This window comes from Streptomyces sp. NPDC033221 (genome assembly GCF_055577005.1).
Window position 1 is genome coordinate 85,944 of the sequence record NZ_JBVIQN010000019.1, and the last position, 15,037, is coordinate 100,980.

A 15,037-nucleotide genomic window follows, 5' to 3' on the forward strand; every position below is an offset into this window, starting at 1 on the left:
CACACCCCGTTCCGCGTCAGCGCAAATTACGCGAACAATCCTTTAGGGCGAGGAAATCCCACACGAAAGAGCGTCCACTTGGGGTTTCGTCGGTGAATCCATGGCGACGCATTCTTGAAGCGGAACCAAACCATCCGACTTCCACAGATCCCACACACAGCCTGTGGATAAGATTCCGCAACTACCCCACCCCTGTGGACAACCCTGGGTACAACCCTCGTCGCCCTCCGCCCCGGACCGCCCGCCAACTCCGGCCGCCCGCAAGGGAAGCGGGTCGGCACGTGCGGTGCGATTAGCCTCGCACCGACGCCGGCGCAAGATTTTCCCGGCGCTTTTTTGCGCCACTTTTCGCCCGCCCGTACGACACCGTTCCGCGCTTCCCGCACCCTCACTCGCACCACACCCACTTCCCGCACACCCCTTATGTGCCCCTTATGTATCCACGTCGATGCGCCTTACCGGTCCGTATCACCCGGAATAACCAAACCCACTAAACATCAACAAACCGGACAAAGCGCCACGCGGGGAATATGGCGTCGAAGGTCCGGGCCGCACCCCGGTAGCCTGGTGGGGTGATTGACCTTCGCCTGCTCCGTGAGGACCCCGACCGTGTGCGCGCGTCCCAGCGCGCCCGTGGAGAGGACGTCGCACTCGTCGACGCACTGCTCTCCGCCGACGAACGGCGCAGGGCCTCAAGCGTCCGCTTCGACGAGCTGCGCAACGAGCAGAAGTCGCTCGGCAAGCTCATCCCCAAGGCCGCCGGCGACGAGAAGGCCGCGCTGCTGAAGAAGGCCGGGGAACTGTCCGCCGCCGTCAAGGCCGCCGACGCCGAGCAGGACCAGGCCAAGGAGGAGACCCAGGCCCTCCTGCTGAAGCTGGGCAACCTCGTCCACCCCGACGTGCCCGTCGGCGGCGAGGAGGACTTCACGGTCCTGGAGACGCACGGCACGATCCGCGACTTCGCCGCCGAGGGCTTCGAGCCCAAGGACCACCTGGAGATCGGCCAGGCGCTGGCCGCGATCGACGTCGAACGCGGCGCCAAGGTCTCCGGCTCGCGCTTCTACTACCTGACCGGCATCGGCGCGCTCCTGGAGCTCGCGCTGGTCAACGCGGCCATCGCGCAGGCCACCGAGGCCGGCTTCACGCCGATGCTCACCCCGGCCCTGGTGCGCCCGCACGCCATGGAGGGCACCGGATTCCTCGGCCAGGCCGCGGAGAACGTGTACCACCTGGAGAAGGACGACTTCTACCTCGTCGGCACCTCCGAGGTCCCGCTCGCCGCGTACCACATGGACGAGATCCTCGACGCGGACAAGCTGCCGATGCGCTACGCGGGCTTCTCGCCGTGCTTCCGCCGCGAGGCCGGTACGTACGGCAAGGACACCCGGGGCATCTTCCGCGTCCACCAGTTCGACAAGGTCGAGATGTTCTCGTACGTCGACCCCGAGGACGCACAGGCCGAGCACCAGCGCCTGCTGGACTGGGAGAAGCAGTGGCTGACCGGCCTGGAGCTGCCCTTCCAGGTGATCGACGTGGCCACCGGTGACCTGGGCGCCTCCGCCTCGCGCAAGTACGACTGCGAGGCGTGGATCCCCACCCAGGGCAAGTACCGCGAGCTGACCAGCGCCTCGAACTGCGACGAGTTCCAGGCCCGCCGCCTGTCGGTCCGCATGCGCACCAACAAGGACGGCAAGCAGCAGGTCAAGCCGCTCGCCACGCTCAACGGCACGCTCTGCGCGGTGCCCCGCACCATCGTGGCGATCTTCGAGAACCACCAGCAGGCGGACGGCTCCGTACGCGTCCCCGAGATGCTGCGCCCCTACCTGGGCGGCCGGGAGATCCTGGAGCCCGTCGACCGGTGACCACCGCCCCCGAACCCGCGCACCGGGCCGACCCGGCCCGCCCGCTGCCGTACAAGCTCGTCGCGACCGACCTCGACGGCACACTGCTGCGGCACGACGACACGATCTCCGAGCGCACCCGCGCCGCCCTGGCCACGGCCACGGCGGCCGGGGCCGCGCACATCGTCGTCACGGGCCGCGCGGTGCCGTGGACCCGGCACATCCTCGACGCGCTGGACTACGACGGCATAGCGGTGTGCGGGCAGGGCGCGCAGGTCTACCACGCCGGCGAACACCGGCTGCTGACTTCGGTCACCCTGGACCGGCAGCTCGCCGGCCTCGCCCTCGCCAAGATCGAGGCGGAGGTCGGCCCGCTGTTCCTGGCCGCGAGCCGGGACGGCCTGGACGGCGAGGTGCTGGTCACCCCGGGCTACCGCGTCCAGGAGGGCCCGCTGCCGAACCTGGAGATCCAGCACCCCGGCGAGCTGTGGGCAGCCCCCCTCAACAAGATCTACATCCAGCACCCGACCCTCGGCGACGACGAACTGGCCCGCGCCGCACGCGAGGCCGCCGGCGACCTGGTCGGCGTGATGATGGCCGGCGCGGGCGTCGTCGAACTCCTCCCCCTCGGCCTCTCCAAGGCCACCGGCCTCTCCCTGGCCGCCCGCCGCCTCGGCGTGAAGGCCGCGGACACCATCGCCTTCGGCGACATGCCCAACGACATCCCGATGTTCGGCTGGGCCCGGCACGGAGTGGCCATGGCCAACGCCCACGACGAACTCAAGGCCGTCGCGGACGAGACCACGGCCTCCAACGACGAGGACGGCATCGCGGTCGTCCTGGAGCGGCTGTACGGGGCCTGAGGCGCTCCTCTTCGGCCGCCCCGATCGTCTTTTCGGAACGTACGCGCGACGTCATGCCCGAGACGGGGTAACTGTACGTTTATCGACTCGTTGCCCCCTGTGCGTGGAGGCAACTGGAGTTCGAGGCGTCGAGAGTGCGTGAAGTGCTGGGGTTTGCCGGCGACGGTCGTGAAGCGGTGTAGCCGTACGGCTGAGAACCGGACATAGAGGTAGTGGCATCCGTGAGCAGCCTCCGCTCCTGAGGCCCTGGATACGGGCCGTTCAGTTGATAGGTCCACAACGGACCGGTCAAACCGTTCCGGTTTGAGTGGAGGGCATACCCATGCCACCCGAAGCTGTACTGCTGGAGTCGCGGGCTATGCGCGACAGTGTGATCGGACGCGTAGGCGTCCTGGACAAGGTGAAGGCACTCGTGCTGCTGCCCGACGGGCTGCATGTCACGACGCGGATGGTCGCCGATTACTTCGAGGTGGGCGACCGCGCTGTCAACAGTTTGATGCGGCGCCATCGAGCGGAGCTGTCCGAGAACGGTATGCACGTTCTCAAGGGCTCTGACCTGCGGGTCTTTGAAAACTTCAACTTGAAGCTTTCAGAGCAGAGTTATCCACAGGGCCGCGCACACCTCACCCTCTACACCCGCCGAACCATCCTCAACATCGCCATGCTCCTCCGCGACAGCGAGGTCGCGCGGGCGGTCCGTACGTACCTCCTGGACGTCGAGGAGGACGCGCGGCCGGAGGTACCGGCATCCCGGCAGGGCCGGCCCGCCCCGACCCTCGCATCGCTCGACCGGCGGCTCACGAACGTCGAGTCGTCGCTCGCCGACATCGGCCCCGCCCTGCGGGACCTGGGGCCGGTCATCGGCCGGATTTCCGTGCGGCTGGACCGGCTGGACCGGCGGCTGGACGCCACGAACCGCGTCGTGTGCGCGATGAGTGAGCGGCTCAGTGATCTGTCGGAGGATGTCCGGGAGCTGCGTTCCGGCCCGCGTCCGCTGCCCCGCCCCCAGTCCCGCCCGCACCGGCATCCGGGGTCAAGGCCCAGGCGGCGAGACCAAGAGTGAGGGCGATGGCGTGGCCGATGTCGGTGAACGTGGCGCCTGACAGGAGCGGGACGCCGAAGAAGCCGAGGACGGCCGCGAGGTAGAGGTAGCGCCAGGGCGGTGGCAGCCGGTAGGTGAGCAGGCCGGCTGCCGCTGCCAGGCCGTACGAGACGCCGATGTCGACGACGTGCGACATGGAGCGGGGCAGCCGGTGGCCCTCGATGGCGAGCAGGACCAGTTCCTGGCTGGCGAGGGTGGCGGTGATGTGGGCGACGCCGACGGTGAGCAGCCAGCGCCAGGTGCCCAGCCAGCGTTCGACGTTGGCGTGCACCAGCTCGAAGAGGACCACGTAGAGGACGAAGGAGGACGGGTTCTCGATCCAGAAGCCGCTGATGAGGAGGGAGGAGAAGGGGTGCCGGTTCAGTTCGTGGATGTTGCTGCTGGTGCGGTGGAGGAGGAAGTGTTCCAGCCCTTCGCTGGCACCGGCGATCACCAGGCTGGTGACGCCGATGATCAGCAGCCAGATGTGGGTGCCGGGAGCGGCCCGTACCCAGGCGGCCACCCGGTCGACGGGCGAGGCGGGGAGTACCGGCCTCATCGCGCGCGGGCCGATGACAGCGCGGAGGTGATCGGCCCGGAGAAGATCCGGCCGTACCCGTGCGGCCCGGCGCCCTTGAGGCGGCGGATCAGTGGGGCCGTCTCCATGGTGCGTACGGCGGGCAGCGCCGCGATCCGGGTGGTCAGGTAGGTGTAGAGGGCGCGCACGTCCGGGCACAGGACGGATGCGAAGAGGTTGTGGGGGCCGGTGGTGGCGCAGGCGAAGGCCACTTCGGGGTGCTGGGCCAGCGCGGTGCCGGTGGCGGCGAGTTCGCTGGGGGCGACGGACAGCCAGAGGGAGATCATGACGCCGAGCCCGAAGTGCCGGGCGTCGTAGTCCACGTCGTAGTAGAGGGCGCCCGCGGCGCGTAGTTCGGACAGCCGGCGGCGGACGGTGGACTGGGACCAGCCGGTGGCCGCGGCCAGGTCGGCGAGGCCGGTGCGCCCGTCCTCGGCGAGGACGTCCAGCAGGCGCCGGTCGGTGTCGGTGAGTGTGACGGGTGGCATCCGCCCGGGCGGGTCCGCGGCGCGCGCGTCGGACGCGGCGGACGCCGGCTGGCGCAGCTGTTCGGCCTGCTGCTCGGTCAGCGCGCCGGACTTGTTGACCAGGCCGAGCGGGCCGCCGAAGAACTCGTGCACCACACAGTGCGCGGTGACCCCGACCACGCTCGGTGTGCGCGGCAGCTTCTGCAGGAGGAGCGCGTCACTGTCCCGGCTGCTCGCGGAGCGGCAGGCGACGCCGATCTCGGTGCCGCCGGACATCAGGCTGACCCAGGAGGTGTCCGGGCGCCGGGCCAGCGCCTCGGCCACGGAGACGGCCGCGTCGGGCGTGCACTGCACCCGTACGATCCATTCGATCTCGCCGAGGACCGTGGGGTCGGTGAGCCCCACGACCTTGATCATGCCCGTGCCGCGCAGCCGCCCGTAGCGGCGGGCGACGGTCTGGTCGGAGACGCCGAGGACCTCGGCGATACGGCTGAAGGGCGCCCTGCCGTCGAGCTGGAGGGCGTGCACCAGGCTGCGGTCCAGTTCGTCGAAGCCGTCGGTTTTCACCATCGAAGGCTAACTCGTGTCGGATTGTGTCGCGCGAGAGGCGGTGGTTGGGAGTGGCGTGGGTGCGGGCCGGATTCTGGTGCGGGGGAACGGATCACGACAACACCGACACAGAGGTTTTGATGCACAACGGGCGGAGCAAATGGTGGCCACTGGTCGCCATTACCCTGGGCAACTTCATGTTGCTCGTCGACGTCACGATCGTGAACACCGCGCTGCCGCGGATAGCCGACGGTCTGGACGCCTCCTTCACCTCGCTGCAGTGGGTGATGGACATCTACGCGCTGGCGCTGGCCGCGCTGCTGATGGTGGCCGGTTCGGCGGCCGACCTGCTCGGGCGCCGCAAGCTGTATCTGGCGGGGCTCGGGCTCTTCGCGCTGGCCTCGCTCGCCTGCGGGCTGGCGCCCGACGAGGGCGTGCTGATCGCGGCGCGGGCGGTGCAGGGCGTGGGCGCGGCGGCCATGTTCGCCACCAACACGCCGCTGCTGATGGCCGCGTACCAGGGACGTGACCGGGGTGTGGCCTTCGGCATCTGGGGCGGTACGAGCGGCGCGGCCGCGGCGGTCGGTCCGGTGCTGGGCGGCGTGCTGACCCAGTACGTGGACTGGCGGGCGATCTTCCTGGTCAACCTGCCGCTGACGGCGGTGGCGGTCTGGATCACCCTGCGGTCGGTCCGGGAGTCGCACGGTGACCGCACGGCGCGCATCGACTGGCCGGGCGCCGGCGCGTTCACCCTGTGCGCGGGCGCACTGACGTACGGGCTGATGCGCGGCGGCGAGGAGGGCTGGACGGAGTCCGGCACCCTGCTGGCGCTGGCGGTGGCCCTGCTGTCGCTGCTCGCCTTCGTCGCCGTCGAGCGGCGGGCGCGGCAGCCGCTGCTGGACCTGAAGCTGCTGCGGCGCCCGACCTTCGCCGTGCTGATGGCGGCGGCGCTGCTGCTCCAGGCCGCGGCGTTCCCGTACCTGACGTACGTGGGTCTGTGGGTGCAGAACATCCTGGGCCTGAGCCCGGTGATGGGTGGCGTCGCGGTGCTGCCGATGGCGGTGGCGTCGATGGCCGTGGGCATGTTCGGCGGCCGGTTCCTGCACCGCCTGGCGCCGCAGCTGCCCATCGGCATCGGTCTCCTGCTGATCGGCGCGGGCCCGCTGCTGCACGTGCTGCTGCTGAACGACGGCTCCGGCTGGGCGGTCCTCGTCCCGGGCCTGCTCATCAGCGGCCTCGGCATCGGCATGTCGATGCCGGTGCTGGTCTCGGCGGCGCTCGGCGCGGCCCCGCCCCAGCGGGCGGGCATGGCCAGCGGCGCGGTGAACACCTTCCGCCAGCTCGGCTACGCGCTGGGCATCGCGATCCTCGGCATGGTCTTCACCCAGGGACAGCAGGCCGCGGGCGCGCAGGCCGCTCCCGGTGCCGCGTACGTCCACGGCCTGACCCGGGTGTCCCTGGTGGCGGGCGTGGTGGCGGTGGCCGCGGGCCTGCTGGTGCTGGCCGTCGTACGGAACCGGAGCGAGGAGCGGGCCGATGGCCGGACCGCTCCGGCCGCTTCGGGTCCGCAGGCGGCGGGTCAGCGTACGGCTGACCAGGGTGTGACGGGCTCAGCGGCTACGGGCGGGGGCGCCGGTGCGGCGCCCGTCGGCCGGGGCCGGGGCCGGGCCGACGAGGTACCCGTCGGCGCCGAGCACGGGTGACGGCGGAGCCGTACGGTCCGGGCGGCACGGCTGGTTGTACGGCCGGACCGTACGGCACCCTCGCGACGGGGGCCGGCCCATGGCGGGTCGGCCCCCGGAACCGTACGGCGCCGTAGCCGGTTCCGGGTGGCCGCCCTGGGCCCTGTATCGATCCTCGTACCGCCGCACACCCAAGTCAATCCTCGGGTTTCCTTCCAAACACCCCAGCTATACCTTGGGTTGGTGACTCTCGACGACCTCCGCGCCTTCACCGCCGTCTGCGAGGCGGGAAGCCTCAGCGCCGTCGCCCGTGACCTGGGCTGTACGCAGTCGGCGGTGAGCCAGCGCGTCAAGCGCATCGAACGCGAGGCGGGCATCGCCCTGTTGGAGCGGCGGCCGCGCGGCGTGGCACCCACCCAGGCGGGCCGCATCCTGCACCGCGCCGCGACCGGCTCGCTCGCCGAACTGGACCTGGCCCTGCGCCGCTTGGCCGACCTGCGCCAGGGCGACGGCGGCACGCTGCGGATCACCACGGGGGCGACGACCGTACGGCACTTCATGTCGGCGGCGGTGGTCGCCTTCCGCGCCCGTCACCCGCACGTCGAGCTGGAGTTCCAGACCGAGAACTCCAGCCGCCGCTGCTTCGAGGCGGTCACCGACGGCACCGCCGAACTGGCCTGGATCACCATCGGCCCGCCCGTACGCGGCATCGAGCAGCATCCGGTGCTGGAGCTGCCGTGGGTGCTCGCCGTACGGTCCGACGACCCGCTCGCCGACCGCGACCGCATCGAGCCGGGGGAACTGGCGGGCGGCCTGTCCGGCATCCGGCACATCCGGCTGCCGGAGAACTCCGTCTCCCGGATGCGGCTCGACGGCCACCTGGGGCGGCCGGAGACCGGGCCGGGGCCGACGGCCGCGCCCGCCAGTTCCACCAGCGTCGCCGACTGGGACACCGCGATCCTGCTGGCGGAGCTGGGCGTCGGGCACGCGGTGGTGCCGGACCTGCCGGGCTGGCGGGGCGCCGGACACCCGGCACTGCGGCTGATCCCCATCCCGGGGCTGCCACCGCTGGCGACCGGCTGGGCGGTACGGCAGTGGGCGGCGCTGAGCCCGGTGGCGGTGGAGTTCGCCGAGACGGTGAACGGCTCGCTCGCGGCGGGTACGAGGCCGGACACGGCTGCGGGTACGAGGCCGGACACGGCTGCGGATACGGGGGCGGACACGGCTGCGGATGTGGGGCCGGGCACGGCCGCCGATACGGTTACCGGTACGGGCGCAAGCCTTCGTACACGACGGGCCGCGGACGTCGAAGCAAACGCGAGCTCGTGCGCCCCTTTGTGCGCCGGCGCGTCTGGGGGCGCACGGTAAGCGGCCGACGCGGCCGACCTGACCTCCGCACACCACCTCCCCACACCACCTCCGCACACCTCGTATCCATCGGCTCCGGCAACTCGCTCACGCCACAGTGATCGGTTCCTGCAGCTCGGTGACCCACTTTTCCCGGTCCTCCGGGCACTCCAGGGTCAGCTCCCGCGGGTATCCGGCGGAGCGGTACGGGCTGTCGTCCAGCCAGCGGGCCAGCGCCTGGGCAGTGGGCAGCACCCGCTCCATGGGCCCGCGGTGCACCACCGTGGCCGCCTGCCCGAGCGCCGGCAGGTCCACGATCGCGAAGTCGTGGGACGGCTGCGGGACGGCCGCGACCACGACCGCCGCGTGCACCGTGATGCGGTCCCCGCCGCCGGGCGCGTCCTCGTAGTACGCGATGCCCGGCCCCGACGGCTCGATGCCCGCGGCGGCCAGCCGCCGGAACAGGTCGTCGTACAGCGGCCGGATGACCGGGCCGATGTCCTCCGGCCCGAAGCTCGCCGCCGTACCCGTCAGTTCGGCGACCCGTACCGCGTCGACGCGCTTGACCACCACGTCGTCGGCGGCCATCCGCCCCTCGCCCTCGATCGTCCGCAGCCGCGCCTCGACCCGGGCCAGCCGGGCACCGGCCGCCGTGACCGCCGCCGCCAGCTCGGCCCGGCGCAGCCGCAGCATGCCGCGCAGCTCCGCCGCGCTGACCTGCTCATCCAGGATGGCGGCGACCTGCTGGAGGCTGAAGCCGAGGTCCTTGAGCGCGATGATGCGGTTGAGGCGGGCGAGCTGGCCGGCCTCGTAGAAGCGGTAGCCGGTGACCGGGTCCGTACGGGCCGGGCGCAGCAGCCCGATGGCGTCGTAGTGCCGCAGCATCCGGGCCGACACCCGGCCGTGGCCCGCGAACTCTCCGATGGTGAACATGACGTCTCCCAGTGCAGGGCCTGCCACGGTGTGAAGGTCAAGGGGGCGGGCGGTGGTCGGTGCGATCCTCGTGGATGGCGGGCGGCGACGTGCCGCGAATGGGCATATGCCCGGGCGTATGCACGGGCCCGCGCCGGGGCGCACGTCCGCTCCGTGCACCGGGGTGTGCACCGGGGCACCAGCATTGCGTCAAGGGGCGTCCACGGGGCGTCAATGATGCGTCAGTACGCCGCCGTGCGCATGCCGTTACGGGCATAGCGTCGAGGTGGAGCCCCGGCACTTCCCTTCCCACCGGTCCGGGGCCAGTCCTGCGCGAGGAGCGACACCGTGTCCCAGCAACACCTGTACGCGGAAGATCCTGAACCTGCCGAACCCATCCCGGCCGGACTGCTGTTCGTTCCCGTCCGGCCGGGCCCCGCGGGCTGTACGGCCCGCCTGTTCCGCACCCCGCTCGGCGGCCGTACCGCCGTCGGCTTCACCTCGCCGCAACGGCTCGCCGCGGCGCTCGGCACCGACCAGCCGTGGATCCGGCTCGCCGAGCCCGCGCTGCGCGCCCTCGCCGAACCGCTCGGCGCCGCCGTCCTGACCGTGGACCCGCGCCTCGCCCCCGGTACTCCCCGTACACCGCTGCTGCGGGCCGTCTGAGAAGGGGCGTACGACCACCATGACCGTGACGACCACGACACCGCAGCCCCCCGCCGCACAGCAGCACGAGAGCGGCCCCGCCGACCTCTGTGTGTGGCCCGCCTCGACGGCCGAACTCCCCGACGACGACCTCACCGTCGGCGGCGTCCCCCTCACCGAACTCGCCGCCCGCTTCGGCACCCCCGCGTACGTCCTGGACGAGGCCGAGGTACGCGCCCGCTGCCGCGCCTACCTGCGCGCCTTCCCCGACGCCGACGTCCTGTACGCGGCCAAGGCGTTCCTGTGCCGCGCGATGGCCCACTGGGTGCGGGAGGAGGGCCTGGGCCTGGACGTCTGCTCCGCCGGCGAACTGGAACTCGCCGTCACCACCGGCTTCCCGCCCGCCCGTATCGTGCTGCACGGCAACGCCAAGAGCCCCGAGGACCTGCGCACCGCGCTGCGCCTCGGTGTCGGCCGCATCGTCATCGACAGCACCTCCGAAATCGCCCGGCTCGCCGCCGCGGTGCCCGCCGGCACCCGCCAGCAGGTCCTCGTACGGGTGGTGCCGGGCATCGCCGCCGGCGGCCACGCCAAGATCCGTACCGGCACCGACGACCAGAAGTTCGGCCTGTCCCTGGCCGACGGTTCGGCGCAGCACGCCATCACCCGCATCCTGGGCCAGCCGCGGCTCCAACTGGTCGGGCTGCACTGTCACCTGGGTTCGCAGATCACCACCGTGAAACCGTTCCTGTCGGCCGTCCGGCGGCTGGTGGGGCTGCTGGCCCGGATCCACGAGCAGCACGGCGTCACCCTGCCGCAGCTGGACATCGGGGGCGGGCACGGCGTCGCCTACCGGCCCGGCGAGGACAGTATGGACATCGCGGCGCTCGGCGCGAAGGTACGGGCGGAGCTGGCCGGCGCCTGTGCGGCGGCGGGCCTGCCGGTGCCGCGGCTGACCGTCGAGCCGGGGCGCGCCATCGCGGGCCCGTCGGGGGTCGCCCTGTACCGGGTGCTGTCCGTCAAGCGGACCGGTGAGCACACCTTCGTCGCCGTCGACGGCGGGATGAGCGACAACCCGCGGCCCGCGCTGTACGGGGTGCGGTACGCGCCCCGGCTGGTCGGCCGGCGGTCGTCCGCCGCGCCCGCGCCGGTGAGCGTGGTGGGCCGGCACTGCGAGGCGGGCGACGTGCTCGCCGCGGGTGTACCGCTGCCCGGCGACGTACGGCCGGGGGACCTGATCGCCGTGCCGGTGGCGGGCGCGTACCACCTGTCCATGGCCTCGGGTTACAACCTGGTGGGCCGCCCGCCGGTGGTCGCCGTCGCGGACGGGCAGGCGAGGGTCCTCGTACGCCGGGAGTCGCTGGCGGACATCCAGGAGCGCGACATCGGGCTGTGACGGCAGGCACGGCAGCCGCGGTATGCACGGAGCCAAGACTCCGTGCATACCGCACTCATCAGTTGTAGGATGACCGGGCAACCGGCCGCCCGCCTGTGTCCGCCCCCGGCCCCCGAAATGGCCGGGGCAGGCCATGACGCACCGGGACAGGACCAGGGCCCAACCAAGGAGATACGCATGGCGTTGCAGGCAGCAGGGCGGCAGTCCCTCGTGGACACCGTCGTCGACTCCCTGCGCGCCCAGCTGACCGCCGGCACCTGGCCGGTCGGCGAGCGCATCCCCACCGAACATGCGCTGGCCGAGCAGCTCCAGGTCGGCCGCAACACCGTCCGCGAGGCCGTACGCGTCCTCGTACACGCCGGCATGCTGCGCTCCCGGCAGGGCGAGGGCACCTTCGTCGTCTCTCAGGCCGATCCGGGCGACATCATGCGCGGCGTCCAGCGGGCCGGGGTGCGGGACGTGCTGGAGCTGCGCATCGCCCTGGAGGCGGAGGCCGCCCGGCTGGCGGCGCAGCGGCACCAGCCGGCCGACCTGGAGCGGATGCGGGCCGCACTGGACGCGCAGGCCGCACTGGAGGCGGAGGGCGGGCAGCCCTTCGGGGGCGACCTGGAGCTGTACGCCGACCATGACGTCGCCTTCCACCGGGCCGTCGTGGAGGCCGCGCACAACACCGCGCTGACCGCCACGTACGCCTGGTTCAGCAGCTCCGTACGCGAGGCGCTGGTCTCCTCGCTGGGCGACGAGCTGATGCCGCGGATCGTGCACGGTGACCACCGTGCCGTCCTGGACGCGATCGCCTCCGGAGACCCGGAGGCCGCGGAGAAGGCCGCCCGCGCACTCCTGGAGCCCCCTAAACGGGCGGTGGAGAAGCTGCTCGCGGAACGGTGAGCGAGCCGTCCCCAAGCACCCCACACCACGGCCCGGACCACGTCCGTACGACCGCACACCACCCCACGCAAGGAGAGGTACGTACCCATGTCAGGGACCCGGTCCGAAGCACCACTGATCGACGCCGAGGAGGACCTGGCCCCGGCCCCGCCGGTCGCCGCGGCCCGCCGCCGGCTGCGCGCGCACCCGGTCCTGGTCCTGCTCGGCATCGTGCTCGCCTCGCTGAACATGCGCGCCGCGCTGGCCGGCGTGTCACCGCTGGTCAGCGAGATCGGCGACCACTATCACCTGGCCGCGACCGCGAGCAGCCTCGTGACGACCATCCCGCTCGTCTTCATGGGCCTCGGCTCGATCGCCGCGCCGCGGCTGGCCCGCCGCTGGGGCACCGAGGCGGTGCTGTGCGGCGCGCTGGTGCTGCTGTGCGGCGGCATCCTGCTGCGCATCGCCCCGCCGGTCGTCGCGCTGTTCGTGGGCTGCGCGGTGGTCGGTACGTCCATCGCCCTGCTGAACGTCCTGATGCCCGGCCTGATCAAGCGCGACTTCCCGGAGAAGGCCGCGGGCATGACCGCCCTGTACTCGACGGCGATGATCCTGGGCGCCACCGTCTCGGCCGCCTCCGCCGTGCCGCTGGAGAACGCGCTGGGCGGCTGGCAGGGTTCGCTGGCCTCCTGGGCGCTGCTGGCCGCGGTGGCCGCCGTCGTCTGGATCCCGCAGGCGGTGATCGCGCGGCGCGGCACGCGCCACGGCCAGGCCGCCGCGACACCGGCGCACGCCACCGAGGACGGGCCGAACCTGAGCCGTACCCCGCTGGCCTGGCAGGTCACGCTCTTCATGGGGTCGCAGTCGCTGATCGCCTACGTGATGATCGCCTGGATGCCGACGATCTTCACCGACCACGGCATGAGCAAGGCCACGGCCGGGCTGGTCTTCGCGTTCAGCACACTGGTGCAGATGGCCGGTTCGTTCGTGGTGCCGATGCTCGCCGGGCGGATGCGGCGGCAGCGGCTGCTGGCCGTCGCCGTCACCGCCCTGATGGCCTGCGGCATCGTCGGCCTCCTCGTGGCCCCGGTGGCGGGCGCCTGGGTCTGGGCCGTACTCCTGGGCATCGGCCAGGGCGGCGCGCTCGGCCTGGCGCTGACGATGATGGTGCTCCGCTCCGGAGACGCCCACACCGCCGCCCGCCTCTCGGGCATGGCCCAGACCTGGGGCTACCTCCTCGCCGCCGCCGGCCCGCTGGTGCTCGGCGCGGTACACCAGGCGACACACGGCTGGACGGTGCCGATCGTGCTGCTGCTGGTCGTCTGCGCGGGCCTTATCCTGCTGGGCCTGGGCGCGGGGCGGGACCGGCGGATCGGGGCGTAGGTCGCGGCCTCGTCAGAGGCCCCCGTTTCCGTCACGGGGAGCGCTGCCGGTGGTCCCGTGATCCCCGGCAGCGCTCGTCGCGTACTGCTGCTGTCCGACCTTGCGGCCCGACGTCGCAGGTCGTCATGCGTCGGCTGCGGCCAACCGCTCACCTCGAAGCTCAGCGACATTCAGCACGTCCGTGAGGCATTCAGCTGTCCGGCGCAGCATGAAGCACGCCTCATCTGCGGTGAGCTGGGGACCCTCCGGCATCGCGCGTACGAGTGCCAGGACGACGGCCGCCGACTCGATCAAGTCGTTCTCGATCGCGTCGCTCATGGCGGCAACCACTCCCCCCGGTTGGCGGAACCCGCTGCGTTCATTCACCGGACCGGGCATACGCCGCAAACCACTCATGCCGAATCCCCCTGGAACGGCGGGGTCAGGCTCGAAAATCCCGCGTTGAAGTCGCGCATCAGGTCGACTCTTCATCAGTCGGCTCAGCCCCAGGTGTCGACCCTTTTGCCCGGTCACCCTGGGGCGCTCTCGTTTCCGGCGGATGCCGGGCCGCCAGACTAGCTGACTAGGTCGGTACCTCGGTAGCAAACTGGGTGAATCCGTCGCATGCTGACTAGGTGAAGATCGACAGAGCCCTACTGCATTGGCCGCAAGTCGCAGCGGAGATCCGGCGGCGCATTCAGGACGGCACCTATCGCGCCGGGGAACGCTTGCCCGGCACGGTGGCGCTTGCCGCCGAGTTCGACGTGTCGCAGTCGACGGCCACCCGGGCTGTGGCCAGCCTTCGCGCTGAAGGGCTCGTGTACGTGGTGAGCGGTCGTGGCTACTTCGTCACCGATTCTGCCAATTAGCTAAGGTGCTTGGCAGTTCGGCGACCGGCCGTAGCGGTAGCGCATCGGCCGGCCCTGCCCTCGGCACAAGCCCGTTGTCAGTGGCGGTCGGTATAACTTTCCCATGGCACTGACGTGGAAGTTGGTCATCGACAGCAGTAACGCCCCCGCTCTCGCGGACTTCTGGGCCGCGGCCCTGGAGTACGAGGTGGAGGATCCCAGTGCTCTCGTCGAGCAGTTGCTGGCCGCCGGGCACATAGGCGACGAGGCGGTCGTCGAGCACCGGGGTTGTAAGACCTTCCGGGGTTACGCCGCGATCCGCCACCCGGAGGACCCGTTCGACGCGGTCAGCGGTGTCGGCCAGGGTCGGCGCGTGCTCTTTCAGGAGGTGCCCGAGGGAAAGGCGGGCAAGAACCGTCTGCACATCGACGTCCACAGCGGGCCCGGCGGGCGTGACGCGCTGGTGGCCCGGCTGGAGAAGCTGGGGGCGACCCGCGTCCGCGAGGTCGACCTGGCACTCGAGGGGCAGTGGTGGCTCATGCAGGATCCGGAGGGGAACGAGTTCTGCGCGGTGTAGGCCGCACTTGACGCGCGCTCGCG

15 protein-coding genes are annotated in these 15,037 nt (G+C 71.6%); 11 read left to right on the forward strand and 4 right to left on the reverse strand.

Annotated elements, in window-relative coordinates:
• Positions 1-572: 572 nt before the first annotated feature.
• The 3 genes from serS to ACZ53K_RS24215 all read left to right on the forward strand — a co-directional run bounded on the left by serS (position 573) and on the right by ACZ53K_RS24215 (position 3,767).
• Positions 573-1,862, forward strand: coding sequence for a serine--tRNA ligase (gene serS, locus ACZ53K_RS24205; RefSeq protein ID WP_468840236.1), 1,290 nt, complete (start codon positions 573-575; stop codon positions 1,860-1,862).
• Positions 1,859-2,704 (forward strand): HAD family hydrolase, encoded by an 846-nt coding sequence (locus tag ACZ53K_RS24210; RefSeq protein WP_468840238.1) that lies wholly within the window; start codon positions 1,859-1,861, stop codon positions 2,702-2,704. The genes serS and ACZ53K_RS24210 overlap by 4 nt, the downstream gene beginning before the upstream one ends.
• A gap of 322 nt (positions 2,705-3,026) precedes the next feature.
• Positions 3,027-3,767: a hypothetical protein gene (locus tag ACZ53K_RS24215; protein WP_468840239.1), complete on the forward strand. Its 741-nt coding sequence runs from the start codon at positions 3,027-3,029 to the stop codon at positions 3,765-3,767.
• On the opposite strand, the gene ACZ53K_RS24220 is transcribed toward ACZ53K_RS24215, so the two are convergent.
• Both ACZ53K_RS24220 and ACZ53K_RS24225 read right to left on the reverse strand, forming a co-directional pair.
• The gene (locus ACZ53K_RS24220) at positions 3,649-4,344 is read right to left on the reverse strand and encodes a rhomboid-like protein (protein WP_468840242.1); all 696 of its coding nucleotides are present in this window, start codon (positions 4,342-4,344) and stop codon (positions 3,649-3,651) included. The two genes, ACZ53K_RS24215 and ACZ53K_RS24220, sit on opposite strands and share 119 nt — an antisense overlap.
• A complete protein-coding gene (locus tag ACZ53K_RS24225; protein WP_468840245.1) occupies positions 4,341-5,399 on the reverse strand; it encodes an Lrp/AsnC family transcriptional regulator in 1,059 nt (352 codons plus the stop codon). The genes ACZ53K_RS24220 and ACZ53K_RS24225 overlap by 4 nt, the downstream gene beginning before the upstream one ends.
• Before the next feature lie 119 nt (positions 5,400-5,518).
• Between ACZ53K_RS24225 and ACZ53K_RS24230 the strand changes: the two genes are divergently transcribed.
• Positions 5,519-7,081, forward strand: a complete 1,563-nt coding sequence (locus ACZ53K_RS24230; RefSeq protein ID WP_468840247.1) for an MFS transporter — start codon at positions 5,519-5,521, stop codon at positions 7,079-7,081.
• Positions 7,082-7,303: 222 nt separating this feature from the next.
• On the forward strand, positions 7,304-8,428 hold the full coding sequence (locus tag ACZ53K_RS24235) for a LysR family transcriptional regulator (protein ID WP_468840250.1): 1,125 nt from the start codon (positions 7,304-7,306) through the stop codon (positions 8,426-8,428).
• Positions 8,429-8,515: 87 nt separating this feature from the next.
• On the opposite strand, the gene ACZ53K_RS24240 is transcribed toward ACZ53K_RS24235, so the two are convergent.
• Positions 8,516-9,340, reverse strand: a complete 825-nt coding sequence (locus ACZ53K_RS24240; protein WP_468840252.1) for a MerR family transcriptional regulator — start codon at positions 9,338-9,340, stop codon at positions 8,516-8,518.
• A 327-nt stretch (positions 9,341-9,667) separates the two neighbouring features.
• Between ACZ53K_RS24240 and ACZ53K_RS24245 the strand changes: the two genes are divergently transcribed.
• The 4 genes from ACZ53K_RS24245 to ACZ53K_RS24260 all read left to right on the forward strand — a co-directional run bounded on the left by ACZ53K_RS24245 (position 9,668) and on the right by ACZ53K_RS24260 (position 13,610).
• Entirely contained in the window at positions 9,668-9,985 is a 318-nt protein-coding gene (locus ACZ53K_RS24245) for an SAV_915 family protein (protein ID WP_468840254.1), read from the forward strand.
• A 19-nt stretch (positions 9,986-10,004) separates the two neighbouring features.
• Entirely contained in the window at positions 10,005-11,360 is a 1,356-nt protein-coding gene (gene lysA / locus ACZ53K_RS24250) for a diaminopimelate decarboxylase (protein WP_468840257.1), read from the forward strand.
• A 177-nt stretch (positions 11,361-11,537) separates the two neighbouring features.
• Positions 11,538-12,248 carry a FadR/GntR family transcriptional regulator gene (locus tag ACZ53K_RS24255; RefSeq protein WP_468840260.1) on the forward strand — a complete coding sequence of 237 codons (711 nt, stop codon included), beginning with the start codon at positions 11,538-11,540 and terminating at the stop codon, positions 12,246-12,248.
• Positions 12,249-12,335: 87 nt separating this feature from the next.
• Positions 12,336-13,610, forward strand: a complete 1,275-nt coding sequence (locus tag ACZ53K_RS24260) for a CynX/NimT family MFS transporter (protein WP_468840262.1) — start codon at positions 12,336-12,338, stop codon at positions 13,608-13,610.
• Positions 13,611-13,733: 123 nt separating this feature from the next.
• On the opposite strand, the gene ACZ53K_RS24265 is transcribed toward ACZ53K_RS24260, so the two are convergent.
• Positions 13,734-13,928 carry a hypothetical protein gene (locus ACZ53K_RS24265; protein WP_468840264.1) on the reverse strand — a complete coding sequence of 65 codons (195 nt, stop codon included), beginning with the start codon at positions 13,926-13,928 and terminating at the stop codon, positions 13,734-13,736.
• 296 nt (positions 13,929-14,224) lie between these two features.
• Between ACZ53K_RS24265 and ACZ53K_RS24270 the strand changes: the two genes are divergently transcribed.
• Positions 14,225-14,458, forward strand: coding sequence for a winged helix-turn-helix domain-containing protein (locus ACZ53K_RS24270; RefSeq protein ID WP_468840267.1), 234 nt, complete (start codon positions 14,225-14,227; stop codon positions 14,456-14,458).
• A 103-nt stretch (positions 14,459-14,561) separates the two neighbouring features.
• Positions 14,562-15,014, forward strand: coding sequence for a VOC family protein (locus tag ACZ53K_RS24275; RefSeq protein ID WP_468840270.1), 453 nt, complete (start codon positions 14,562-14,564; stop codon positions 15,012-15,014).
• Positions 15,015-15,037: the final 23 nt, after the last annotated feature.

Bases quoted from the DNA above. Each gene is read 5' to 3' on its own strand.
- ACZ53K_RS24215 (WP_468840239.1), top strand. From the start codon at position 3,027: ATGCCACCCGAAGCTGTACTGCTGGAGTCGCGGGCTATGCGCGACAGT.
- ACZ53K_RS24220 (WP_468840242.1), bottom strand. From the start codon at position 4,344: ATGAGGCCGGTACTCCCCGCCTCGCCCGTCGACCGGGTGGCCGCCTGG.
- ACZ53K_RS24225 (WP_468840245.1), bottom strand. From the start codon at position 5,399: ATGGTGAAAACCGACGGCTTCGACGAACTGGACCGCAGCCTGGTGCAC.
- ACZ53K_RS24230 (WP_468840247.1), top strand. From the start codon at position 5,519: ATGCACAACGGGCGGAGCAAATGGTGGCCACTGGTCGCCATTACCCTG.
- ACZ53K_RS24240 (WP_468840252.1), bottom strand. From the start codon at position 9,340: ATGTTCACCATCGGAGAGTTCGCGGGCCACGGCCGGGTGTCGGCCCGG.
- lysA (WP_468840257.1), top strand. From the start codon at position 10,005: ATGACCGTGACGACCACGACACCGCAGCCCCCCGCCGCACAGCAGCAC.
- ACZ53K_RS24255 (WP_468840260.1), top strand. From the start codon at position 11,538: ATGGCGTTGCAGGCAGCAGGGCGGCAGTCCCTCGTGGACACCGTCGTC.
- ACZ53K_RS24260 (WP_468840262.1), top strand. From the start codon at position 12,336: ATGTCAGGGACCCGGTCCGAAGCACCACTGATCGACGCCGAGGAGGAC.
- ACZ53K_RS24265 (WP_468840264.1), bottom strand. From the start codon at position 13,928: ATGAGCGACGCGATCGAGAACGACTTGATCGAGTCGGCGGCCGTCGTC.
- ACZ53K_RS24275 (WP_468840270.1), top strand. From the start codon at position 14,562: ATGGCACTGACGTGGAAGTTGGTCATCGACAGCAGTAACGCCCCCGCT.